This window comes from Mycolicibacterium brisbanense (assembly GCF_001570425.1).
Taxonomy (GTDB): domain Bacteria; phylum Actinomycetota; class Actinomycetes; order Mycobacteriales; family Mycobacteriaceae; genus Mycobacterium; species Mycobacterium brisbanense.
In genome coordinates this window covers 36,407-60,107 of sequence record NZ_BCSX01000051.1, presented here as the reverse complement: position 1 = coordinate 60,107, position 23,701 = coordinate 36,407, and the positions used below count along the sequence as shown (strand labels likewise).

General features: G+C 66.5%; 22 protein-coding genes. 7 read left to right on the top strand and 15 right to left on the bottom strand.

Going from position 1 to position 23,701, the window contains the following annotated elements; translation table 11 throughout:
- Window positions 1–85: 85 nt before the first annotated feature.
- Genes RMCB_RS29135 through RMCB_RS29125 form a run of 3 tightly spaced genes read right to left on the bottom strand, consistent with a single transcriptional unit; the run spans window position 86 to window position 4,008 of the window.
- The gene (locus tag RMCB_RS29135) at window positions 86–2,446 is read right to left on the bottom strand and encodes a glycoside hydrolase family 65 protein (protein ID WP_062831534.1); all 2,361 of its coding nucleotides are present in this window, start codon (window positions 2,444–2,446) and stop codon (window positions 86–88) included.
- On the bottom strand, window positions 2,443–3,192 hold the full coding sequence (locus RMCB_RS29130; RefSeq protein ID WP_062831533.1) for an HAD family hydrolase: 750 nt from the start codon (window positions 3,190–3,192) through the stop codon (window positions 2,443–2,445). Before RMCB_RS29130 ends, RMCB_RS29135 begins: the two co-directional genes overlap by 4 nt.
- Window positions 3,193–3,243: 51 nt before the next feature.
- The gene (locus RMCB_RS29125) at window positions 3,244–4,008 is read right to left on the bottom strand and encodes an endonuclease/exonuclease/phosphatase family protein (protein ID WP_062831532.1); all 765 of its coding nucleotides are present in this window, start codon (window positions 4,006–4,008) and stop codon (window positions 3,244–3,246) included.
- A 90-nt stretch (window positions 4,009–4,098) separates the two neighbouring features.
- Here RMCB_RS29125 and RMCB_RS29120 point away from each other — a divergent pair, with 90 nt between their 5' ends.
- Window positions 4,099–4,662 carry a nucleotidyltransferase gene (locus tag RMCB_RS29120; RefSeq protein ID WP_062831531.1) on the top strand — a complete coding sequence of 188 codons (564 nt, stop codon included), beginning with the start codon at window positions 4,099–4,101 and terminating at the stop codon, window positions 4,660–4,662.
- A 7-nt stretch (window positions 4,663–4,669) separates the two neighbouring features.
- Here the strand turns inward: RMCB_RS29120 and RMCB_RS29115 are convergent, their stop codons facing one another.
- From RMCB_RS29115 to RMCB_RS29105, 3 genes are all read right to left on the bottom strand, one after another.
- The gene (locus tag RMCB_RS29115) at window positions 4,670–5,185 is read right to left on the bottom strand and encodes a DUF6328 family protein (protein ID WP_029370507.1); all 516 of its coding nucleotides are present in this window, start codon (window positions 5,183–5,185) and stop codon (window positions 4,670–4,672) included.
- A 29-nt stretch (window positions 5,186–5,214) separates the two neighbouring features.
- Window positions 5,215–5,769: a ferritin-like domain-containing protein gene (locus RMCB_RS29110; RefSeq protein WP_234792274.1), complete on the bottom strand. Its 555-nt coding sequence runs from the start codon at window positions 5,767–5,769 to the stop codon at window positions 5,215–5,217.
- A 113-nt stretch (window positions 5,770–5,882) separates the two neighbouring features.
- Entirely contained in the window at window positions 5,883–7,667 is a 1,785-nt protein-coding gene (locus RMCB_RS29105) for a thiamine pyrophosphate-requiring protein (protein ID WP_062831529.1), read from the bottom strand.
- A gap of 87 nt (window positions 7,668–7,754) precedes the next feature.
- On the opposite strand from RMCB_RS29105, the gene RMCB_RS29100 reads away from it, so the two are divergent.
- The 6 genes from RMCB_RS29100 (at window position 7,755) to RMCB_RS29075 (ending at window position 13,701) form a co-directional block, all read left to right on the top strand.
- Window positions 7,755–7,964, top strand: a complete 210-nt coding sequence (locus RMCB_RS29100) for a hypothetical protein (RefSeq protein ID WP_062831528.1) — start codon at window positions 7,755–7,757, stop codon at window positions 7,962–7,964.
- Between the two features lie 34 nt (window positions 7,965–7,998).
- On the top strand, window positions 7,999–8,616 hold the full coding sequence (locus tag RMCB_RS29095) for a flavodoxin family protein (RefSeq protein WP_062831527.1): 618 nt from the start codon (window positions 7,999–8,001) through the stop codon (window positions 8,614–8,616).
- 102 nt (window positions 8,617–8,718) lie between these two features.
- Complete coding sequence (locus tag RMCB_RS29090; RefSeq protein WP_084388641.1) at window positions 8,719–9,741, top strand: alpha/beta hydrolase; 1,023 nt, start codon at window positions 8,719–8,721, stop codon at window positions 9,739–9,741.
- A 60-nt stretch (window positions 9,742–9,801) separates the two neighbouring features.
- A complete protein-coding gene (locus RMCB_RS29085) occupies window positions 9,802–11,925 on the top strand; it encodes a catalase (RefSeq protein WP_276064415.1) in 2,124 nt (707 codons plus the stop codon).
- 285 nt (window positions 11,926–12,210) lie between these two features.
- The gene (locus RMCB_RS29080; RefSeq protein WP_062831525.1) at window positions 12,211–12,657 is read left to right on the top strand and encodes an STAS domain-containing protein; all 447 of its coding nucleotides are present in this window, start codon (window positions 12,211–12,213) and stop codon (window positions 12,655–12,657) included.
- Window positions 12,658–12,687: 30 nt separating this feature from the next.
- Window positions 12,688–13,701: a DNA topoisomerase IB gene (locus RMCB_RS29075; protein WP_062831524.1), complete on the top strand. Its 1,014-nt coding sequence runs from the start codon at window positions 12,688–12,690 to the stop codon at window positions 13,699–13,701.
- Here RMCB_RS29075 and RMCB_RS29070 read toward each other — a convergent pair.
- Genes RMCB_RS29070 through RMCB_RS29030 form a run of 9 tightly spaced genes read right to left on the bottom strand, consistent with a single transcriptional unit; the run spans window position 13,698 to window position 23,701 of the window.
- A complete protein-coding gene (locus RMCB_RS29070) occupies window positions 13,698–14,711 on the bottom strand; it encodes a Ppx/GppA family phosphatase (RefSeq protein WP_062831523.1) in 1,014 nt (337 codons plus the stop codon). The genes RMCB_RS29075 and RMCB_RS29070 overlap by 4 nt on opposite strands.
- 15 nt (window positions 14,712–14,726) lie before the next feature.
- The gene (locus tag RMCB_RS29065) at window positions 14,727–16,019 is read right to left on the bottom strand and encodes a UDP-glucose dehydrogenase family protein (RefSeq protein ID WP_062831522.1); all 1,293 of its coding nucleotides are present in this window, start codon (window positions 16,017–16,019) and stop codon (window positions 14,727–14,729) included.
- On the bottom strand, window positions 16,016–16,966 hold the full coding sequence (locus RMCB_RS29060; protein WP_062831521.1) for a glycosyltransferase family 9 protein: 951 nt from the start codon (window positions 16,964–16,966) through the stop codon (window positions 16,016–16,018). Before RMCB_RS29060 ends, RMCB_RS29065 begins: the two co-directional genes overlap by 4 nt.
- The gene (locus RMCB_RS29055; RefSeq protein WP_062831520.1) at window positions 16,957–17,643 is read right to left on the bottom strand and encodes an SDR family oxidoreductase; all 687 of its coding nucleotides are present in this window, start codon (window positions 17,641–17,643) and stop codon (window positions 16,957–16,959) included. Before RMCB_RS29055 ends, RMCB_RS29060 begins: the two co-directional genes overlap by 10 nt.
- The gene (locus tag RMCB_RS29050; RefSeq protein ID WP_062831519.1) at window positions 17,640–19,022 is read right to left on the bottom strand and encodes a PfkB family carbohydrate kinase; all 1,383 of its coding nucleotides are present in this window, start codon (window positions 19,020–19,022) and stop codon (window positions 17,640–17,642) included. The genes RMCB_RS29055 and RMCB_RS29050 overlap by 4 nt, the downstream gene beginning before the upstream one ends.
- Entirely contained in the window at window positions 19,022–19,603 is a 582-nt protein-coding gene (locus tag RMCB_RS29045; protein WP_084388640.1) for a D-sedoheptulose-7-phosphate isomerase, read from the bottom strand. Before RMCB_RS29045 ends, RMCB_RS29050 begins: the two co-directional genes overlap by 1 nt.
- Window positions 19,600–20,619 (bottom strand): glycosyltransferase family 9 protein, encoded by a 1,020-nt coding sequence (locus tag RMCB_RS29040; RefSeq protein WP_084388639.1) that lies wholly within the window; start codon window positions 20,617–20,619, stop codon window positions 19,600–19,602. The genes RMCB_RS29045 and RMCB_RS29040 overlap by 4 nt, the downstream gene beginning before the upstream one ends.
- Complete coding sequence (locus RMCB_RS29035; RefSeq protein WP_234792273.1) at window positions 20,616–22,091, bottom strand: HAD-IIIA family hydrolase; 1,476 nt, start codon at window positions 22,089–22,091, stop codon at window positions 20,616–20,618. Before RMCB_RS29035 ends, RMCB_RS29040 begins: the two co-directional genes overlap by 4 nt.
- Complete coding sequence (locus tag RMCB_RS29030; RefSeq protein WP_062831517.1) at window positions 22,088–23,701, bottom strand: carbamoyltransferase family protein; 1,614 nt, start codon at window positions 23,699–23,701, stop codon at window positions 22,088–22,090. The genes RMCB_RS29035 and RMCB_RS29030 overlap by 4 nt, the downstream gene beginning before the upstream one ends.

The window sequence follows — 23,701 nt, the reverse complement described above, 5'->3', positions numbered from 1 at the left end:
AGTCCCCGTCATCACGAATTCAGACAGAGTTACCCATCTGGACACATCTCAATCTGGGGATGTCCTGTGTTCGTGGCGCGCGGGTTCACTGCGACTGGCTGTCCCACCGGGCAGGTTCGCGCCCCGGTGGCTGCTGGGGTCGCGCCAGCAGCGGAGTGCGGCGCCGCAGCGGCACGGAAACCGGTGATTCCGTGGTCAGTTCGACATCGCGGCCGGCATGGCGCAGCCGCAGCCGCCCGTGCGTGTCGTCGCGCAACGTGTACGTCGCGGTGTCATGTGTGATGTCGACGGTGACCCGGCAATCCCGCCAGCGCAGGCGAAATCTCAACCGCGTGATGTCGTCGGGCAGCTGCGGGTCCAGCGCGAGGATCCCCTCCCCGTCGCGCAGGCCGCCGAACCCTGCGAGCAAGGCGGTCCACGCACCGGCGAGCGACGCCATGTGCAGGCCGTCCCGTGTGTTGTGCTCCAGGTCGCGCAAGTCCATCAGAGCGGCCTCAGCCGCATAGTCATGCGCGAGCTCGAGATGCCCGACCTCGGCACACAGCACCGCCTGGGTGCACGCCGACAACGATGAGTCGCGGGTGGTGCGGGGCTCGTAGTAGTCGACGTTGCGCGCCTTCTGCTCGTCGGTGAAGCAATGCCCCAGCCAGTGCATGGCCAGCACCAGGTCGGCCTGCTTGATCACCTGCGACGGATAGAGCCGCACATAGGGCTGGCTCAGCAACAGCGGGTAGGTGGTCTCATCGCTGAACTGCCATTCGCGCAGCCGGGTGAATCCTTCGCACTGTTGATGCACCTCCAGCTCCTTGTCGTAGGGCACATGAACGGTTTCCGCGGCCTCCCGCCACATGGCCATCTCCTCGGCCGTGACTTCCAGCGCCGCGGCCTGACCGGGATGGCGCTCGCAGGCAGCCGCGGCGATCCGCAGATTCTCTGCGGCCATCAGGTTGGTGAAGAGGTTGTCGCGCACCACCGCCGTGTACTCGTCGGGACCGGTGACACCGTCGATGTGCCATTCCCCGTGGCGGTCGTAGTGGCCGAGGGCGTACCAGAGCCGGGCCGTCTCCACCAGAACGGGCAGCCCGCATTCGGATTCGAGTGACCCGTCGCCGGTGACCACCCGGTACCGCTCGAAAGCCATGGCGATGTCCGCGTTCACATGCCACGCGGCGGTACCGGCAGGCCAGTACGCCGAGCATTCTTCGCCGCCGATGGTCCGCCACGGGAAGGTGGCGCCCGCCAGGTCCAGCTCCGCGGCACGGTCGCGGGCGAGGTTCAGGGTCGAGGCCCGCCACCGCAACGCATCGGCGGCTGCCTGCGGCCAGGTGTAGGTCAGCACCGGAAGCACGAAACCCTCGGTGTCCCAGAACGCGTGCCCGTCGTAGCCCGGGCCCGTCAATCCCTTCGAGGGTATTGCCCGCCGCTCCGCGCGGGCCCCCGCTTGCAACACGTGGAAGAGCCCGAAGCGCACGGCTTGCTGACAGCGTGGATTACCTTCGATTTCCACATCGGCGCTGTCCCAGAAGTCGTCGAGGTACGCCCGCTGCGAATCGAGCAGACCCTGCCACCCGGAATAGCGAGCGCCGGCGATGGCGCCCGCGACCTGGTCGTGCAGGGCCGGACGCGAACGCAGACTGGACCAGCCGTAGGCGAGGAACTTGACGATGCGCAGCCGTTGGCCCGCCCGCAGCCCGCAGATCACAGTGGTGCGAGCGAGGTCCGCAGCGGTCTCGGTCGAGACGTCGACCCTGCCGGGCACTTCGATGACGTGATCCATGGCCGCAGCCATGGTCAGTTCACTTGAGCGGGTGCGGTGCATCAACAGCGCCTGCTGGCCACGGCCTTCGTGGGTGACCGACTTGAGCGGATGGCTGAGCACCGCCGCGGCCCGCGGATCCGGCGATGTGACCGGCTGGTCCTCGTTGGCGACGAGTTCGGATTGCACTGTGATGCGCGCGAATTCATCGACCGCCTCGATGCAGAACTCGATCGCGGCGACGCTGCGGTGCTCCAGGGATACCAGCCTGGTCCACTGCATGAGAACCTGCTTGCCTGCCGGCGAACACCAGCGCGCCCGTCGCGTCAACGTACCTGCCCGGAAATCCAAGATTCGTTCGTGCTCGAGCAGTTCGCCATAACGGACGTCGAACGGTTCGTCGTCGACCAGCAGCCGCAGCACCTTTCCGTTGGTCACGTTGATCAGCGACTGGCCTTCTTCCGGATAGCCGTAGCCGGCTTCGGCATACGGCAGCGGGCGCAGTTCGAAGAACGAATTCAGATAGGTGCCGGGAAGCCCGTGCGGCTCCCCCTCGTCGAGGTTGCCGCGAAATCCGATGTGTCCGTTGGACAGAGCGAACACTGATTCGGTCTGCGCGATGAGGTTCAACTGGAGTTCGGTCTCGCGCAGCTGCCAGGGCTCGACGGGAAACGCGGTGTCGGTGATCATTGCGCCACCAGCAACTCGGCCAGATCGTTCACGACGACGTCGGCACCGTTGCTGCGCAGTTCATCTGCCGACCCGGTCCGGTCCACTCCGACCACGCACCCGAAATTCCCTGCCCTGCCTGCCTGTACACCGGCCACCGCGTCCTCGAACACCGCAGCGTGCGCCGGTGCGACGCCGAGTTGCCGCGCCGCGTACAGGTATGAATCGGGTGCAGGCTTGCCCGCCAGATGCTGCTCGACCACCGTGATGCCATCGACCCGGCAGGCGACGTACGTGCTCATCCCGGTGATGTCGAGCACCTCGCGGGTGTTCATGCTCGACGAGACCACCGCGATCCCGAGCCCGGCCTCCCGCACCGCCTGCAGATAGCGCCGGGAACCCGCGAAAGCGGTGACCCCGCCGCCCTTCAGGAATTGCCGGAACAGCGCGTTCTTGCGGGCGGCCAACCCGTGCACGGTGTCTGCGTCGGGGCTGTCGTCCGGATTGCCTTCGGGCAGCTGGATGCCGCGGCTGGCCAGGAAGTCACGTACGCCGTCTTCGCGGGTACGGCCGTCGACGTACCGGAGGTAATCGTGTGCACTGAACGCGCGGCCGTCACCATGGCGACGCAGATATTCGTCGAACATCGACTTCCACGCCCGCTCGTGAATGCTCGCAGTCTCGGTGAGTACGCCGTCCAGGTCGAAAAGGCAGGCGCGCACACTCTCAGGCAGGCCAAGGTGTCCCGGTTCATGATCGGCAGCCATAGCTGCCGGTTACCCGGTTTGCCGAGTTCCTCAACGCACCGAACGCCGAATTCACCTACGGGCAATCTCTGCCACCAGCGCACGATGGTCTGATATCGGCAGCAGAGGTGTGTCGGCCGCGCGAGCATACAGTCGTCGATCGTCGGTGAGGATGTGGTCGAGCTGGCGCGTGGGCTCCGCAGCAGGGAACGTGGCGCCGTGGGCCAACGGTCGCATGCCGGACCAGCGGTGCACGGCGGGGGCCGTCAGGTTGAGATCGCCGGCCAGGATCCGGGGGCCCGGGAAGCCTGCGAGATCGTGGACGACACGCCGTAGTTGGAGCCGGTTCCACAGTGGGACGAAGGACAAGTGGGTCGACGCGACGGTGATCGCACCCAGCGGAGTCTCGATGCGGGCGACGACGGCCGTGCGCGGCTCCTCGTGGACCATGAGCACGCGCCTTGGCCCCGGCAGGTACATCGGGAACCGCATCGGAATACGCGGCAGGCGCAGCACCTGCCAGCTGCTCACGGGGTACCGGGACAACAGCGCGATGCCGTACGCGGCAGTGCCCGGCTGTTCCCGTCCTGTCGCGGCCATCCACGTCGCGCCGGGGGTGCCGGAGATGGCTGCCACGAACCGGTGTTCGGTGGCACCCATCGCCTCGGCCGCCACCGCGGTGAGATCGGCCCGCCCAGACCGCTCTTGGTCGCGGTCCACCTCCTGCAACGCCAGCACATCGGGCGCCAATGTGGTCACGCACGACCGCAGCCGGTCCACGTGCACACCGTCGTCGACGGTGCGGCCGTGCAGGATGTTGAACGTGGCCAGTCGCATGGTCTCGGCGTACCCGTTGTGGGGCCGTGGTTCACGGGCGGCGCACCCGAATCCCGATTGCCGTGCCGATGTGTTGGGTATCAAGCTTTCATGGATGCGACCGACCATGTCGGCAGGCGCGAGCGACTACGGACGGCGATGAAGACATCGGCGGCCGCGCTGCGGGATCACGGCCCGTCGTTCGCGCTGGCGGGAAGCTACGCACTGTGGGTGTACGGTGCGCCGGAACCCGACCACGATGTCGACTTCGTGGTCACCCAAGCCGACGCGCAGGCCGCGGAACTCACGCTGGCCGCCGCGGGTTTCATCATCGAACAGCCGCCCGAGGACTGGTTGTTCAAGGCCCGCACCGGCGACGTGGTGGTCGACGTACTGCACCACGTCAACGGAGTAGCCGTCGAGCCGGCCACTCTGGAGGCTGCCGAATACCGGGATGTGGTCGCGGTCCGCATGCCGGTCTTGCCACCCACCACCGTGATGATTCAGAAACTGCGGGCCCTTGAGGAACATCGGTGCGATTTCACGTCGCTGCTGCCGGCCGTACGGGCCACCCGGGAGGTGCTGGACTGGGATCGGATTCGCAAAGAGACCGCGGACAACGACTACGCCGTCGCGTTCCTGGTGCTCGCCGAAAGACTCGGCCTGACCGTGTGAACGGTCCTCACGGCGTCGGAGGCTGCACTTCGCCTGTCCTCATGAAAAGTGGTACCGCCAACCAGAACAACGCGAACATCACCAATGCGACGGCGCCTGCGATCAAGGCGACCGTGCCACCGGCCACCGAATCGAAGACGATCACCGTGACGCCCACGAGCGCCACCCCGAGCAGGATCAGCCCCGTGTATGCGCACCGGTGCGCCGCAGCCACCAGAACTGCCAATCGGTGCCGCCGGAACAACAGCCGGTGCATCCCGACCGGAGCTATCAAGAGCACCGTGGCCGCGACCGATGCGCCCACCGTGGCCAGGTACACGATCCGCATCCGCTCGTCGAGCACTCCGAATCGCTGCTGGAAGGGCAGGGTCAGCAAGAATCCCGTCAACAGCTGCACGCCGGTCTGAGTAACCCTCAGTTCCTGCAGCAGGCTGGCCCAATTACGGTCCAGCCGTTCCGTTTCCGTCTCGTTTCGTTGACGGGTGTCCCACCGCTGGTCCTGCTCCGGGTGATCGACGTCCATGATCTCACCGTGCGCCGTCGCTGCGTCCGCTAGTTGCCCAGCAGATCGTTGAGGTCGTCGGCGTGTTCCTCTTCTTGCTCTAAAATTTTCTCCATCAGGCGTCGGGTGGTGGGGTCGGCATCTCCGATCCACCGGATGATCTCCTGATAGCTGGTGATGACGATGCGCTCCGCGACCAGATTCTCCTGCAACATCCGCTTGAGGTCGGCGTCTTCGACGGTCACGTATTCGGTGTGGCTGCGCTGAGCCAGGGTGGTCGGGTCGAAGTCGGGATCACCGCCGAGCTGGCTGACCCGCTCCGCGGCCCACTTTCCGTGCTGCAGCTCCTCAGCGGCATGCTCGGTGAACTCCGCGGCAACCTGTGCCCGATCGATGCCGGTCGCCGCGATCGCATGCTGGGTGTAGCGCAGGTAGCACACCACCTCCGTGGCGACGACCTCGTTGAGCACATCGATCAGTCGCTTGACGTCGATGGTGTTGCCACTGGTCACCGCCCCGGCATCCATGTGTCTACGGGCGTCGTCGCGAATGGCGGTGACGTCGATCTCGAATTGGTTATTCGTCCTGCTGGTTTTGGTCGGCACCGAATTTCCTTTCTGTAACTGCGTTTTCGTCATCAGTTATGGCGTCGTCGGGTTCGCGCGGCGCCGCCGGCGACGATGGCCGCAGTGCCTGGTTACTGGTCATCTCGTCGCCCCTAGTGTGGAATCAGTTCCTGGGCCTTGGTTTTGGCCCCTTGGTACACCAGGTGCCAGCCGTTGGGGTCACCCTTGAGCACAGCGGAGACCATGTCCTTGATCTGCTCGTAGGTGGCGTGCGGCGGAATCGGCGGCACTTCGGGATCGCAGTGGATGTCGAGCACCGTCGGGACGTCGCTCGCCAGGGCCTGATCCCAGGCATTGCCGACCGAATCCCCATCGGTCACGGCGATGCCGTTCAACCCCATGGTGCAGGCGATGTCGGCGTACGAAACATCGGGAAGAGATTGTGAGTCGACGAATTTCGGAGCCCCACCCATGGCGCGCAACTCCCAGGTGACCTGGTTGAGGTCGTTGTTGTGGAATACGCAGACCACCAGCCGCGGATCGGACCACTGCGACCGGTACCGCAGGATCGTGAGAAGTTCGGCCATGCCGTTCATCTGCATGGCGCCGTCACCGACCAGCGCGATGACGGGCCGGTCCGGATGTGCGAACTTCGCCCCGATCGAATAGGGCACACCCGGGCCCATCGTCGCAAGCGTCCCCGACAGCGATCCCCGCATTCCATCGCGGAACTTCAGGCACCGCGCATACCAGTTGGTCGACGAGCCCGAGTCGGCGGTCACTATGGCGTTGTCCGGCAGTCGCTCTGAGAGTTCCCACGCGATGCGCATGGGGTTCACCGGCTTGGCCGAGAGCATGCTCTGGCGTTCCAGGGTTTCCCACCACCGAGCCACACCGCGTTCGATGCCCTCCCGCCACGAGCGGTCCTGTTTCGGCTCCACCAGCGGAAGCAGTGCCCTGAGCGCACTTTCGGCGTCGGCGACGATGTTCACCTCGGTGGGGTACCGCATGCCGATGGCTGCCCCGTCGATGTCGATCTGGATGGCGCGGGCCTGCCCGAAATCCGGAAGGAACTGACTGTAAGGGAAATTCGAGCCGACGATGAGCAGCGTGTCGCACTCACGCATGAGCTCGTAGCTGGGCCGGGTTCCGAGCAACCCGATGGATCCGGTGACGTAGGGCAGGTCGTCGGACAGCACGTCCTTGCCGAGCAGCGCCTTGGCCACCCCCGCGCCGGTGAGCTCCGCGAGCTCGCGTACCTGGGCCGCGGCCGAACGCGCACCCTGGCCGATCAGGATGGCGACCCGCGAACCCGCGTTCAATATGTCTGCGGCCCTGCGAATCTGGTCACTCTGCGGGTCCACCACGGGACGGACGTACATCGCATCGCTGGACGGGACTTGCTTGAACTCGTGGCCGGGCGCCGAGTACGGCTGCTCCTGCAGATCCGATGGGATCACGAGTGCGGTGGGTGCGCGCCGGGCCAGCGCTGTACGAATGGCCCGGTCCAGGGCATTGGGCAGCTGGCTGGCGACGTTGACCTCCACCAGGTAATCGCTGGCCACGTCCTTGTACAGACTCTGCAGATCGACTTCCTGCTGGTAGCTGCCGCCCATGGCGCTGCGGGCGGTCTGCCCGACGATGGCCACGACGGGGACCCGATCCAGCTTGGCGTCGTAGAGCCCGTTGAGCAGGTGGATCGCGCCGGGCCCTGAGGTCGCCATGCACACGCCGACGTCACCGGTGAACTTCGCGTAGCCCGTCGCCTCGAACGCCGCCATCTCCTCGTGCCGGGCCTGGACGAACTGCGGGGCATCCTTGGCCCGGCCGAACGCCGCCACGATCCCGTTGATCCCGTCGCCCGGATAGGCAAAGACGTGTTTGATTCCCCAGTCGCGCAGTCGTTCGATCAAGTAGTCACCGACGCTCGTCGTCATGCCGCCTCCCTCGTGTGTTCAGCTCGTTCGCCGAGTACCCGCCTGCCGGTGGGAGTAACCGCCGCAACCACTGGGTAATCCGCAGACATGCCTGCTGACGGCGCCGTTGAGACCGTTCTTCCCCGCGAAGTGAGGGAAGGCGATGTCATCAGGGACCCGGCGGCCGCCCGGTGGTTCACCGTGAACGAGATTCAGGTGGTTTCCGGCGAGGGCAGCGGCGTGTTCAGCTTCTACGACGAGAGCCCCGACGACGCGGTGACTGTCGCGGGCGACGAGCCGGTCACGCGGCGGAGGTAAGTTTGACGCCATCGCGTCCGGGTACGTCAGCGCCATGGCTGAAACACCGTTGCACGTACTGGGACTGATCTGCACGCTCAAACCCGGCCCGGCGGCCTCCAGCAGTGCGTTGATGGCGCAGCACGTCATGGATGCGTTCGCGCCGTGGGGCGTCACCTACGGATTGGAGCGGTGTGCCGACTACAACATCGCTGCGGGGGTCGCCACGGACATGGGCGACGGCGACGAATGGCCCGCCTTGCGGCGGCAGGTTCTCGACGCCGACATTCTCCTGATCAGCACACCGGTCTGGCTCGGGCATCCGTCGAGCGTGGCACAGCGCGTCCTGGAGCGCCTCGACGCCGAGCTCTCCGAAAAGGGCGATGGTGGGCGGCCCATCCTGGCAGGCAAAGTGGCGATCGTGAGCGTCGTGGGCAACGAGGACGGAGCCCACAAGACTGTGGCCGATCTGTTCCAGGCACTCAACGACGTCGGCTACACCATTCCCGCGCAAGGCTGTACGTACTGGAACGGCGCCGCGATGGAGTCCACCGACTACAACGAACTCGACACCGTGCCCGGCGCGGTCGCGTCCGCCACCCAAGCCGCCGCACGCAACGCCGCACACCTGGCTCGGACGCTCAAGGCCGCGCAGTATCCGCCTTACGAGTGACGCTGATGGCGAAAGCACCACGTGCGAAACATGTTTGATAGCGCGTTGCGTTTCGATGCCGTCACCTGCGGGTATCCGGCTCAGTGACAGGAGTTGAACGCCATGAGAAAAGCGCAGGGCAAATCGGCTGTCGCGCACTCGGGAACGCGACACCACCATCGCGGCCGCAGCCCGCAGTCGTTGGCTTTGGCAGCCGGCTGTCGACTTCTGGTCAAGAACGCCGTGCGGCTATGGGCACTGCAACCGAACCTGCGCTGGCCGTTGGATTCCATCGATCGCATCGCAGGCTGGGCGCCACACCCGCCCGCGGTATCGGTACACCGTGTCGAGCTACCCACCTGTCCCGCTGAATTGGTCTGCGCGCCGGGCACATCCGCGCGTCGCGCGGTGCTGTACCTGCATGGCGGGGCGTTTCTCACCTGTGGCCTCAACACACACAGATCATTGGTGGCCCGGTTGTCGGGTGCCGCGGACGCCGAAGTCCTCAACGTCGGCTACCGCATGCTCCCGTCATACGGACCGTCGGCCGCCATCGCCGATGCTCTCGACGGGCTACGCTGGCTCGTGCGCCGGGGATACCGTGACCACGAGATCGTTCTCGCGGGCGATTCCGCCGGCGGATACCTCGCGCTGGCGACCGCACTCGAACTCCTGCGCCGCGGGCGCACACCCACGGCAGGCGTGGCAGCGATCTCGCCGTTGACCGATCTCGATGCGGCGCACCGTCTGGCACAGCCTCATTCGCGATGCTCGATGTTCACTGCCCGTGCGATGACGGCGTTCTCCCGTTACCTCACCGCACAACGTCGGGGCCGCTTCAACCGGCGGATCGTCTCCCCCGTCGATGCGCAACTGGAGAACATGCCGCCCGTGTCGATCCACGTGAGCACCGATGAATTCCTGCTGTCCGACGCGGAATTGATGTATCAACGGATGGTCGACGCGGGCGCACAGTGCGATTTGCACCTGTGGGACGGCCAGATCCACGACTTCCCGCTGGCCGCCGACATCCTGCCGGAAGGCCGCCGCGCACTTCGGTACCTCGGCGATTTCGTCAAGCGAGTGACGCCCGCGTCAGTCGAGGACGCGGTCGCCCGCGATTACGCGAGGGCCGCCTCACTCTGACCGCCGATTCCACCTGGTTTGTCTTCGTCCGCGTCGGGTACTCACCGCGGAGGTCCCACCATGAGAGGAATCGCGGTGAACAACACCCCAAACCGGAAGCAACAACAACTCGACGACGCCCGAGTCGACAATGGCAAGGGGTATCTGACCACCCAGCAGGGCGTGCGCATCGACCACACCGATGACGCCCTGACCGCCGGTGAACGGGGCCCGACCCTGCTGGAGGACTTCCACGCCAGGGAGAAGGTGACCCACTTCGACCACGAGCGCATTCCGGAACGGGTCGTGCACGCCAGAGGCGCTGGCGCGTATGGCTATTTCGAGCCGTATGACGACGGGCTTGCGGATTTCACCGCGGCCAAATTCCTGACCACACCGGGCCTGCGAACGCCCGTCTTCGTCCGGTTCTCCACGGTGGCCGGCTCGCGCGGCTCAGCCGACACCGTCCGTGACGTGCGCGGGTTCGCCACGAAGTTCTACACCGAACAGGGCAACTACGACCTCGTGGGCAACAACTTTCCCGTCTTCTTCATCCAGGACGGCATCAAGTTCCCCGACTTCGTCCACGCGGTCAAACCCGAGCCGCACAACGAGATCCCGCAAGCCGCATCGGCGCACAACACCCTGTGGGATTTCGTGTCGCTGCAGCCGGAGACGTTGCACGCGATCATGTGGTTGATGTCCGACCGCGCACTGCCCCGCAGTTATCGGATGATGCAGGGCTTCGGCGTGCACACGTTCCGTCTCGTGAACGCCTCGGGCCAAGGGGTTTTCGTCAAATTCCATTGGAAGCCACTGCTGGGCGTGCATTCGCTCATCTGGGAGGAATGCCAGCAGATCGCAGGCAAGGACCCCGATTTCAATCGGCGCGATCTGTGGGATGCCATCGACGCAGGTCACTATCCGGAGTGGGAGCTGGGGGTACAACTGATCCCCGAGTCCGACGAATTCGAATTCCCCTTCGACCTGCTCGATGCCACCAAGCTCGTCCCAGAGGAACGGGTGCCGGTGCTTCCGGTGGGGCGGATGGTGCTCGACCGCAATCCGGACAACTTTTTCGCCGAGACCGAACAGGTGGCGTTCCACACCGCCAACCTCGTGCCGGGAATCGATTTCACCAACGATCCGCTGCTGCAGTTTCGCAACTTCTCCTATCTCGATACGCAGCTCATCCGGTTGGGCGGACCGAATTTCGCCCATCTGCCCGTCAACCGTCCCATTGCCGATGTTCGCAACAATCAGCGCGATGGCTACGGCCAGCACACGATCGCCCAGGGGCCGACGAGCTACTACAAGAACACCCTCGGCGGTGGCTGCCCTGCTCTTGCCGATGAGGACGTCTTCCGGCACTACACCGAACGCGTCGACGGCCACAAGATCCGCCAGCGCGCCGAGAGCTTCAAGGACTACTACAGCCAGCCACGCATGTTCTGGGACAGCATGTCCGCGGTCGAGGCCGAACACATCGTCGCCGCGTTCGCATTCGAACTTGGCAAAGTAGGGCCCGAGACCGGCATACGACCGCGAGTGGTCGAGCAACTCAACCTGATCGACCACGATCTCGCCGCACGCGTCGCCGCGAAATTGGGACTCCCCGTACCGGCCGAGGTATCCATCGACGTCCGGCACGCCCCGTCACCCGCCTTGTCGCAGCTCAACGCGGCCCCCAGCACGATCGACACCCGACGCATCGCCGTCCTTGCGGCAGGCGGGGTCGACGTGCGTGGAACCGAACGCGCAGCCGCAGCACTGCGCCGCCTCGGCGCCACGGTCGACATCATCAGCACGGTCGGCGGCGGCACGGTCTGGTGCGACACCGGCCACGAACTCGCGGTGGACCTGGGCATCAACACCACCTCGTCGGCGGTCTACGACGCCGTCCTGGTACCGGGCGGAGCAGAATCGGTCGAACAGCTCGCACAAGACGGAGCGATGGTTCATTTCGTGAGCGAGGCGTACAAGCACCTCAAGCCCGTCGCCGCCTTCGGCGCAGGTATCGACGTACTGCAGGTGGCCGGTGTGAGAACCCGACCGGCCAACGGGTCGGGAGCCGTCTCAGATGCCGGAGTCATCACGTCGAGCACGAGCGGCGACGAGCTCGACGACGCGTTCATCGGTGCACTCGTCGCAGCGCTCGAACGACACCGCGCATGGGACCGCGTGACCGATATGGTCCCTGCCTGAGAATTGTCACCGTGCTTGTCTGTGACAATTCTGCAGACACCCCCGTCAATTAGGGATTACCTGGGCTTTTGGCGACCCAATTTGCCCAGGCAACCATGAGAAATCCCTTAGCCGATTGTCCGTGGCGCCGCCGCGACGTAGAGTCATGAACAGGTTGAGTTAACAGCCCAAACACGCGCGTTGGTGCGCAGAGCTGCTCGACTCCCCTGCGCTCATTGCTTTGAAAACCCAGAGCTCGTTTGCGTGCCATGTATGAATCGACATTTTTCGATTGATGGAGGCAACGTGTCCATACTCAACGTGCCGTCCTTTACCACCGGTAAGCAGTCCGGCTTCCGCGGCGACCAGATGGCAGGTTTCAGCACCCGCTGGGCGCGACCGTCAACTGCGCTGGTGACCGTTCGCGGCGAACTCGATGCCGCCAACTCGCGGCAATTCGCCGAGTACGTGATAGGGCATATCAGCCGCAGCAAAGAGCTCATCCTCGACCTGCAATCCGTACAGTTCTTCTCCGTGTCGTGCGTTCCCGTGCTTCACAACCTGAACATGCGCTGCGCCCGTGAGGGTGTGGGCTGGGCGCTGGTACCGAGCCCCGCAGTGTTGCGCGTGCTCCGAATCTGCGACCCCGATGAGCAACTGCCCGCCGCCCCAACGGTCAAGGCAGCCTTGTCGAAGCTGCGCAACGGCTTCTCGTACCGGGGCGGCGCAACGGATGCCATCTTTGCTGTGTGATCGGCCGCGCCCCGGCCGGCGTCGGTCGCGATGCGCCTGCGCCGCAGCGTAGTCGGCGGTCCAGGTCTACACCGGGTACGTCGTGGTCGTGGTTTCAGCTACCACACCGACGACGGCCGACGGGTGACCTCGCCGAGAGCGCTGCAACGTATCGAGGAGCTGGTGATCCCGCCGGCCTGGAAGGACGTATGGATCTGTCCGCGTCCGGACGGTCATATCCAGGCCGTCGGCACCGACGCGGCAGGCCGCCGCCAATACCTCTACCATCCGCAGTGGCATGAGGACCGGAGCGAGGAAAAGTTCGACCGCGTCCTGGAAATGTCTGCGCTGCTGCCGGATTGGCGCGGGGCGGTGGCGGCGGACCTGCGGCGGCCAGGGCTGTCGCGGCAGCGGGTGCTCGCGGTCGGCCTACGGTTGCTGGATCTCGGCTATTTCCGCGCAGGCGGTGACCAATACGCGGAAGAAAACAATTCCTTCGGTATCGCCACACTCATGGGCGAACACGTGACCGTGCATTCCGGGTCGGTCGAATTCGATTATCCAGCGAAAAGCGGTGTGCGCCGGGTCCTCGACATCGAAGACCCGGACACGGTCCGCGCCGTCCGCAGTCTGCGCCGCGCCGCCGGATCTGATCACCGCCTGCTGTCGTACCGAAACGGCGACGGGTTCAGCGCTGTTCATGCCGACGATCTCAACGCCCGGTTCAAGCAGATGGTCGGCGACGAATACACCGTCAAGGACCTGCGCACGTGGCACGGCACCGTTCTGGCGGCTGCGGCATTCGCCGACGCCGATCCCCCGGTCGACGACAAAGTGATCAAGAGGGTCGAGGCAGCGGTAACCCGTGAAGTCGCAGAAGAACTCGGCAACACCCCAGCCGTTGCGCGCAGCGCGTATATCGACCCGCGCGTGTCGAAGGCCTACCGGCAGGGTCTCACCATCGCCACGAGCGTACGGCGGTCAGCGCACACCAAGGACGCCGACGAACGACAGGCCATCCTGGGACGCGGCACGGCACGGCTGATCCGCAAGGTGTCGCGCTAGCCCTTGGGCACCAGTGACGTGACCGTCGCCGTCCCGTCGGATCGGTCGAAAGTCAGTGGCTGCAAAACCAATTCGCCTTCCGGCATGCGGATCGACGACAGGTAGCCCAGCATGATGCCCTCACGCAGCGCCCACGGGCTCACGTCCGCGCGTTCGATGCCGAGACAGCGCATCGTCTCGTAGGCCACGACGGCGCCGCCGAGGATCTGCCAGGCACGAGCCGGCTTGATGCCGCGGAACTGGGAGCGATCCTGGGCGTCGACCGTTGCCAGCCGACGAATCGCCGTCGCTATCGCCGATCGCGATACCGTCCTGCGGACAAATGGGCCTTTGCGACCACAGGCCGCACCGCCGAGCCTGGCCAGCTGTTTGAAGGTCTTCGAGGTCGCCACCACGCGACGCGGTGTGCCGTCCCACTGCACACGGTTGGCCACCTCCCGAACCTGCTGGCGCACATACCGACGCAGATCTTTCACCTGGGCCTGCGACGGCGGATCCGGCCGCAGGAAGCTGGTGCTCACCCGTCCCGCTCCGAGCGGTAGCGATACGGCAAGATCGGGTATGGCGTCCCGACCGAACGCAAGTTCCATTGATCCGCCGCCTATGTCGATGTTGAGCAGCCGACCGGCCTGCCAGCCGTACCAGCTGCGGACGGCGAAGTACGTCAACCGGGCCTCCTGCTCGCCGCTGAGGAAACGCAGATACATACCCGTGGTCTCAGCGACCTGACGCAGGACCTCCTCGCGGTTGTCGGCGTCGCGGATCACCGCGGTGACGAACGGGTAGAGCTGATCGACGTCCATGCCCCGGGCTGCCTCGATGGCCTGCTGCACGGCGGCGACGATTCGGTCGATCCCTTGCTGACCGATCGACCGCTCGATGCTGGCCTCCTGTCCCAGCCGGGTGGGAATCTTGACCGAGCGAATGGGAAGCGGTGGCGCGCCCGCCAACGCGTCAACCACCTGCAGCTGAGCGGCATTCGAGCCGATGTCCAATACTCCGAGTCGCATGCGGCCACCACCTCATCAGAATCCGGGGACTTTTCCGTTGCCCAGATACCTGAGCCCGGCCTGCATGATCTCGTTGGGGTCGAGCAGGTTTCGCGTGTCCATCACCACCGCGGCCGGCGCCTGTCCGGCAATGCGAACCCAGTCGAGTTCGCGGAACTCCGGCCACTCGGTGAAGACGACGATCGCGTCGGCCGCCTTCGCGGCCAAGTACGGATCGTCGACGGCGGCGACGGACGCCCGGCGCACCGCGTCTTGGTCGATCATGGCCAGCCGCGGGTCGTAACCGCTCACCTGGGCGCCGAGGTCGGCGAGCCGGTTGCTGATGAAGAGGGCGGGCGAATCCCGCACGTCGCAGGTGCCTGCCTTGAACGTCAGACCGAACGCCGCGATCCGCGCTGCCTCGAGCGGGCCCGTCATGGTGCGGGCCAAGGCCGCCACGATCCGGTCGGCCTGGCCCAGGTTGGTATCGCGGGCCGAGGCCACCTCGGCCAGTTCGACTCCGTTGCGGCGCCCGGTATCCAACAGTGCCGCAGTGTCTTTGGGCAGACACGAGCCTCCCCAGCCCGGGCCCGGTTGCAGGAAGTGCTTACCGATCCGGACATCGGCCCCCATGCACCTGGCCACATCGGCGACGTCAGCGCCGACGCGTGAACACAGTTGAGCCAGCGAGTTCGCGTACGAAATCTTCACTGCCAGAAACGCGTTGCTGGCGTACTTGGCCAGTTCGGCACTTTCCGGACTCATCCGGAGCACATCGGCGTCCCCTGCACCGTAGACCTGCTGCAGTAGGTCGGCGGCACGGTCATCGGCTGCTCCGATCAGGATGCGATCGGGGTGGCGGAAGTCGTAAATCGCATGGCTTTCCCGCAAGAACTCCGGATTGGACACCGCCGAGATGCCGGTGGGACGTAACCGGTCGATCACGGTGCGGGTCGTGCCCACCGGCACAGTCGATTTCATCACCACCACCGCACCGGGCCGCAGGGTTCGGGCCAGCTCGCCGACGGCCGCATCGACAGCGGTGAGGTCCGCGGACCCGTCCGGCCGGCTCGGCGTGGGAACGCACACGAACACCACTTCGCAGTCGGCCAACTCCTCGAAACGTCCGCTGAATCGCAGCGTCCCGGTGCGCAGTGTCGACGTCAGAAGCTGCGGAAGGCCCGGTTCGTCGATCGGCGCCTCGCCTGCCGCCAGCGTACGCACCCGCCGTGCGTCGACGTCGACGCAGACCGTGGCGTGCCCGCGTTCGGCAAGGCACACCGCCGAGGTGAGCCCGACGTAACCGGCCCCGACGACTCCGACCCTCACGTCTTCACCCCCAGAACGCCCTCGACCGCGTCGAGGACCCGTTGCGGCGTGATCAACAGCAGCCCACGATGGGGCTCGTCAGCGTGGGGATCGCCTCGGTCACCGGCCCACAGGGCGACGTGCTCGCCGGATCCGCGCGGCCCCCAGAGTTTCGGCGGGGTCGGGCCGAACAACAGTACCGACGGAGTGCCCGTCGCGGTGGCGATGTGTCCGACTCCGGTGTCACCGCACAGCAGCAGGCGGCAATCGCTGATCAACGCAACCATGCCGAGTAGCCCGAGAGTTCCTGCCAGAACGGCGGACTGAGGCAGGCCCGCCTGCTCGGCCACTGCCCGGGCAAGTCCGATCTCGTTGCTGTCGCCGGTGAGGACCACGTCGTAGCCGGAATTGCGCAGTGCCGCGGCCACGGTGGCGAATCGGTCGACGGGCCACCGGCGGGCCGCCGTCGCGGCACCCGGGTGTATCACCACCACACCCGAGCGGTCGGGGTACCCCGGCGGCCGGGTGATCGCCAGATCATCTGGGTTGCAGGTGATTCCGTACCATTCCAGCAGGGCGCACCAGCGATCGACCTCGTGCAGATCGGCACGCCACGGCGGTCCCTGCACATCGGGATGGTCCGGGTGGCGGTGACTGAGCAGTGATTTCGGTTGCAGCGATCTGAGGTCCGCGATGCTCTCGGGCCCGCTCCCGTGCAGGTTCACGGCGATGTCGGGCACCCGCAGGCGGGGGTGCAGGCGTCCCAGGCCCGGCGTCGGATCGAGTTCGTCGATGGCCTCCGACAGCATGGCCAGCCGGCTGAACCGCTCCGGCGCGGCAAGCACGATGCGGGCGTCGGGATACGCTCGGCGCAACCCTCGTAGCGCCGGGAACCCTGTCAACAGGTCGCCGAGACCCAGCGCCCGCAAGACGAGGATATGCGGCGAGCCCGCCGAACTCACGGCCATGACGATTCCGTCGATGCACAGACCACCAGTTCGCGGATCTCACAACCCGCGGGCTGTGACAGCGCGAAAACGACTGTCTCCGCGACATTTTCCGGTTTGTTCAGAACGGCATCGGGCGGCGGCTTGTACTGGTCGGCACGACCGTCGAAGAACGGCGTGTGCATGCCGCCCGGTATCAGCATCGTGACACCGACCTCGCCGGCGAGTTCGGCTGCCAACGCGCGGCTGAACCCGACGACGCCGAATTTCGATGCGCAGTACGCGGTGGCGTCGCTGACCGCCTTGATTCCCAGGGTCGACGCACACGTCACGATGCGGCCGCCACTGGCCTTGAGGAAGGGCAGCGCAGAACGGACGACGGCCGCCGTGCCGAGCAGATTGACGTGGATCACCCGTTCCCAGTCCTTCGCGCTGACATCGGCCAGCTTGCCGCAGGAATCGATACCCGCCGCGGTGAACAGCCCGTCGATCCTTCTGCCCGCCTGGTCGGCCAGCAGGCCCACCGCGGAATCAACCGCTTCGGTGTCGGCGAGGTCGGCGGCCTGATACGGCACGTCCGCCTGCGGAGGTTTGCGGTCGATGACCATCGGTGTCCCGCCATGGCGTGCAACGGCTTCGACAGTTGCCGCACCGAGGCCGGATGCACCGCCGGTGATGATGACGTTTCCCAAACTCACGAATTGCCCCTCTCGGTCATGGCCGCGTCGCGGATCAACTTCGATGACGAGTAACCGGCGACGGTCGGCAGCAGAACCACCTCACCGCCGTTGCGGCGGACAACGGCCGCCTCCGGTAGATCGGCTTCGGTGTAGTCGCCGCCTTTCACCCACACATCCGGGCGCAGTGCCTCCAGCTGAGATTCGGGCGAGGACTCGTCGAAGATCAGTACCGCATCGACACAGGCCAGTGCCGCAAGCACCCTGGCTCGGTCCAACGCTGCCGTCACGGGTCGTCCAGGGCCTTTGAGCCGCCGTACCGATGCGTCGGAATTCAGCAGCACCACCAGGGTGTCTCCGAGCTGACCGGCCTGGTGCAGGAGTCGCACGTGGCCGGTGTGCAGGAGGTCGAAACAGCCTCCCGTGGCCACCAATGTGCCCGGTCTGGCCCGCATGCGGTCGCGGACCTGGCTGACGTCCGTGGTGATCATCGCGGTCCCATCGGTCCCGCGCCCCGGCGTACCCACGGCTACCGGAGTGGAAACAGCGACTGCGCCGCCGGTGGCGACGAACCGGCTGGCCGCGGTGACCGCGACCCGTACCGCCTCAGCGGTGTCCACGCCGTCGGCCAACGCACGCGTTGCCGCGACAGCGAACCGATCGCCCGCGCCGCACGCGTCGTTGCGGCCGGCGCCGGCGCGTGCCGCCGGTGGCACCGGCACGTGCGTGGTCTCTCCGGTGTCGGTCGACAGCACGGCGCCGTCCGAACCGAGCGTCACGCAGACCGCGTGCGCCTGCCACTTCTGTCTCAACGCGTCCGCTGAACACGACTGGGCCTCACCCTGGTTCGGGGTCACGAGCCGGCATCCTTCGACCGGATCGGCGCCGCGCGGATGGGGATCCCACACCACGGGCACGCGCTGTGCGGCCGACTCGATCAACGTGCGTAATGCCGGATGTGCGGTCACACCGCGCCCGTAGTCGGCCACACACACCGCGGCGGCGTCGTCGAGCGCTTCGACGACAGGTCCGGGCACGGTCCCCGCGGGCACTGTGCCGTCGCCGTAGTCCAGCCGCAGCACGGACTGTCCGGTGGCCCGGATTCGGGTCTTGCACGGAGTCGTGCCGTTCATCCGCAGCCGGGCCACCGTCACGCCCGCCGACTCGAGCAATTCGGTGAGTTCGCGGCCCTCGGCGTCATCGGCGATCGCGGTCACCAGAATCACGTCCGAATCGGTGCGAGCTGCCAGCACAGCTGCCAGCCCCGCGCCGCCGGGACGATGCCAGACCCGCTCCGCGTCGACGACGGGCACCGGGGCCTCGGGGCTGAGCCGGGTCGCACTGCCGTCGATGTCGATATCGAGCATGCAGTCGCCTACCACGACGATGGGCCTGGCCATCAGACACCCCCCGGCACGTCAGGGGCGCCCAACACCACATCGTCGAGCGCGATGCACAGCGAATGCACGAGCAGCAAGTGGATCTCCTGAACCGTCGCGGTGCTCGGCGCCTCGACACAGATGGCGTCGTCGCACATGGACGCCAGCGGATTGGGCGCGGGCCCGGTCAGCGCCCACGTGGTCAGGCCGACGTCGTGTGCTGCCTTGACCGCCGAGAGCACGTTCGGGCTGGTGCCGCTGGTCGACAGTGTTATCAGCACGTCACCGGGTCGGCCGTGTGCTCGCACGCCGCGCGCGAACATGTCTTCGATACCGTAGTCGTTGCAGATCGCGGTCAACGCGGATGTCTCGGCGTGTAGAGAAATGGCCGACAACGGGATTCGTTCATCCTTGAACCGGCCCACGAGCTCAGCGGTGAGATGCTGCGCTTCCGCCGCGCTTCCACCGTTGCCGCAGGCCAGCAGCCGACCGCCACCGGTCAGTACGGCGGCGAGGTGCCGCCCCCACCTGGTCAGCCGCGCGGTCTCGCCGTCGATGCGGTCCACCGCGGTCGTCAGAGCGTGCATGTGCGAAGCAATCATGTTGTCCTACCTCCGTATTGATCGACAGCGGCCAGCAACTCGGCATCGGTGATGCCGTCGAGGCACGGATGCCCGGATACCGGGCACTGCCGGGCTCGGGTCAGCCGACACGGGGCCGTTTGGTCGCCAAGCCGGATCACATTGCGGCCGTATGGAAGCCACTGCGATGCCGGCACTACCGGCGCGAACAGCGATACCACCGGCGTTGCGACGGCCGCGGCCAGATGCGCTGGGCCGGTGTTGGGTACCACGACGACGCGGGATCTCGCATAAACCGTGGCCAGCGTCGCCAGTGACGTTCTCCCGCCCAGATCGACCGCGGTATCACCGGCCACCTGGGCGGTCAGGGCGCACTCGGCGCGGTCGCCGGTGACCAGTACCCGGTAGCCGGCGTCGGCAAGTGCTCTCACCATCGCCGCGCTGCGGTCGGCCGTGGGGCGCCGAGCCGGCACCGCGGCACCCGGGTGGAATACCACATACGGTGCCACCCTGGTGATTTCGTCGAGATCGGCCGGCAACGACGAGGCTACGTCGACCCTCAGCGCACCGTCGTCGCCGCGCGGCAGCGCACACCCCGCGGCGCTGACCAACGATAAGGCCCGCTCCGGTTCCGGCACCCCCGGCTCGGCGTGGTGCCGAAGATCCAGCAGCGTGCCCGGATAGTCCTCACTGATCGCACCGATCCACGGCACCCCGGCCATGCGACCGATCAGAGCCAGCGGCAGCGGTGACTGGTGAAACGACGTGAAGATGTACATCCGATCGGGCCCGACGTCGCGCAGCTGTTTGACCAGTGACTCGACATGGTCGCAGGTCAACTCCGGGGAGTCGAAATCGACCCAGGGTGCCTGCCATTCGATGACGTCGGCGACGGCAGGCAGCAGTCGTGCCGCCTCGCAGCCGCGTGGACCTGCCAAGAACACGACGGGGCCGTGCCGGCTCGCGACCGCGCGCACCGCGGGGCCGGTGATCAAGACGTCACCCGCACTGTCGAGCCGGGCCACCACCGCAGTCATCGCGCCCCCTGCAGCACCAGCGCCACCGCATCCGGAAGGCTCGCCGCAACCCGCGCGACGGCCCGGGCCTCGGTGACCTCATCGGGCAACGTGCGTTCGGTGGGAACCAGGATCGCGGCGGCGCCTGCCGCGAGCGCGGCACGCACGTCGCCTCCGGTATCGCCGATCAGCACACACCGTTTCGGCTCGACGCCGAGCACTTCGGCAGCCGCCCGCACCATGCCTGGCTCGGGCTTACGGCAACCACAGCCATCCTGCTCGGCATGGACACACACCTGCCAAGAATCGAACGGGCCCACCAGCTCATTGACCCGCGCGTTGACCGCATCGAGTTGGTCGGCGGTGATCAATCCCCGCGCCACACCGGACTGATTGGACACCACCGCCAGGAGCAATCCGCGTTGCCGAAGACGCTCGATCGCCTCCACCGCGCCGGGCACCGGTTGCACGCCTGCGGGATCGTTGAGATACGGGACGTCCTTGATGATGGTGTCGTCGCGGTCGAGCAGTACGGCAAGCCACGGATCCCGGTGCGCGCCACGGAATTCCCATTCGCCACGCAGCCGGTGCGCCACCGCGACGGGTGGAATCACGATGCTGGTGATCAGCATCTTGACCGCTTCAACGGGCGTGCGGCGGCCCGCGAGGAACCGGCGCACGGCGAAATCGGTTGTCAGTGCACACCATGAGGCGCGGGCGAACCACGACAGCGGCGGTGGTGTCGCAAGCGAGAGGAGCGCCGCGATCGTCGTCGCCGCATGCAGGGGTAACCGGCCGCGTCCCTCGCCCACCGCAGAACGCCAACCGCGCCCATGCTTGCGGCGCATCAGCGCGTCGTCTCGATTGCCCCGCTGCGCACGCACGCTGGCGGCCCACGAGGTGCGGGACAGCGAATGGCGCGAACGCCGGGCACCACGCACAATCGACCCGCCGGCCGATGTGATGCGCAGTGCGAGATCGGAATCCTCGCGATAGGCCCGGGGAAATCGCTCGTCGAACCCGCCCGCGGCCACCAGCGCGCTGCGCCGATATGCCATGTCGGCGGTGATCCACTGCGCGTCGGCCAGCCGTTGGGTCCGGCGTTGGTCATCGGTGCTGCGCCGCCCGTACGGCGCGGGCACTTCGATGACAGCTTGCGACCCGACCGCCCCGGCAGCCTCGGCATCGAGTAGATCTTGGTAAAGCGCTGTGAACCAATTGTTTTGCGGAAGAACGTCGTCGTCGACGAAACAGATCCAGTCCGCCGCGCAGCTGCGCCAGCCGACATTGCGCGCCGCCGCGGGGCCACGCCCGCCGGAGCGCAAAAGCTTCACCGGCAGTGTCGCGGTGGTCAGGATCGGCGGGTCCGATTCGACGCGATCGTCCACGACAACCACCGAGTCCGGCGCCGGGCCCTCGGAGTGGTCCAACGCCAACAACAACCGCTGCAACGTCGCTCGCCCGATCGTCGGTATCACGATCGCGAAGCTCACGGTCGCCTCCGCACCACGAACGGACCGATCGCCAGCAGATCGATCGGTGCGCTGCCGAAACATTCGAGGGCGTCGCGCGGCGAATCGACCATCGGTCGGCCCGCCGTGTTGAAGCTGGTGTTGACGATCACCGGTACCCCGGTGCGATCGCAGAACCGGCTGATGGTGCCGTGCAGCAACGGATCGGCCCCGTCGACCGTCTGGATCCGGGCGGTGCCGTCGACGTGTGTGACGGCCGGGATCCGCCGCTGCCAGTCGGCTGCCACATCGTGCACGAACAGCATGTAGGGGCTGGGAATCGGCCCGCCCGAGAAGATCTCGTCGGCACGCTCGGCCAACACCATGGGCGCGACGGGCCGGAACTGCTCACGGCCCTTCACCGCGTTGAGGCGCTCGACATTGGCCGCACTGCGGGGATCGGCCAGCAGGGACCGCCCGCCCAGGGCCCGCGGGCCGAATTCGGCGCGGCCCTGGAACCAGCCCACCAACTGGTCATCGGCCAGCGCGTCGCCGACCGTGGCGGCAAGATCGGCGGGGCGTTCATACCGGACGGCCGCGGTGTCGAGCACATCGGCGATCTGAGCTTCGGTCCAACCTCGGCCCAGTGCGGCCGACGGCATCGGCGTGATCGGATCGTGAGCCTCGGCAGCCAAAGCGAGTGCGGCGCCCAGCGCGGTACCCGCATCGCCTGCGGCGGGCTGGATCCACACGTCGTCGAACCCGCTGTGCTGGTGGATCTTCGAGTTGGCGACGCAATTGAGCGCCACTCCCCCGGCCAGGCACAGGTGCCGGTGCTCGGTGTGGTCGCGCAGCCATGCCACCAGCTCGAGCAGCACCTCTTCGACGACCCGCTGCACGCTGCAGGCCAGATCTACCCTGTCCTGCCAACTGGTGCCGAAAGACTGCCAGTCCACCGGTTCCGTGCGGAATCCGTCATCTCCACAGCTGTATACGAGTTCTCGGAACCGGTCGGCGAAACGTGGTTCACCGTACGACGACATCGCCATGACCTTGTACTCGTCGCTGGAGCGTTTGAACCCCAGATGTTCGGTGAGCTCCTCGTAGAGCAGGCCGAGTGAGTGTGGAAGCTGTTGAGTCGCCAGCACATCCAGCTTGTTGTCGGTGTATGCGCCGGCCAGCATCGACGTGGTCTCACCGCGTCCGTCGACCACGAGGACAGCGCAGTCCGGGTGCGGCGAGGCCAACGCGGTGGATGCGGCGTGGGCGACATGGTGCCGGACGTAGCGGACGATGCCCGGATCGAGTCCCGGGAAGGCCGATTGCAGAAACTTCGGTGCGCGTTCGGCGTACAGGGTCCGCAGGCTCTCCCACTGTCCGTCATGTCCGATCAGATCAGCCGCACTGCCGCGGAGCAACCCGGGATCGTAGGAGTAACCGACCGCGTCCAGGTCAGCGGGTTCCAGACCCGCTTGTTCCAGGCACCACCGCGCGGCGGCCACCGGCAGTTCCCAGGTCGAGAACGCGACGGCGTCCTTCCCGTGTTTGCGGCGGCTGAACCGTTCCTCCTCGGCGGCCGCCACGATCCGGCCGTCCACCACAAGTGCGGCGGCCGGATCGTGAAACACCGCGTTGATTCCGAGTACTCGCAC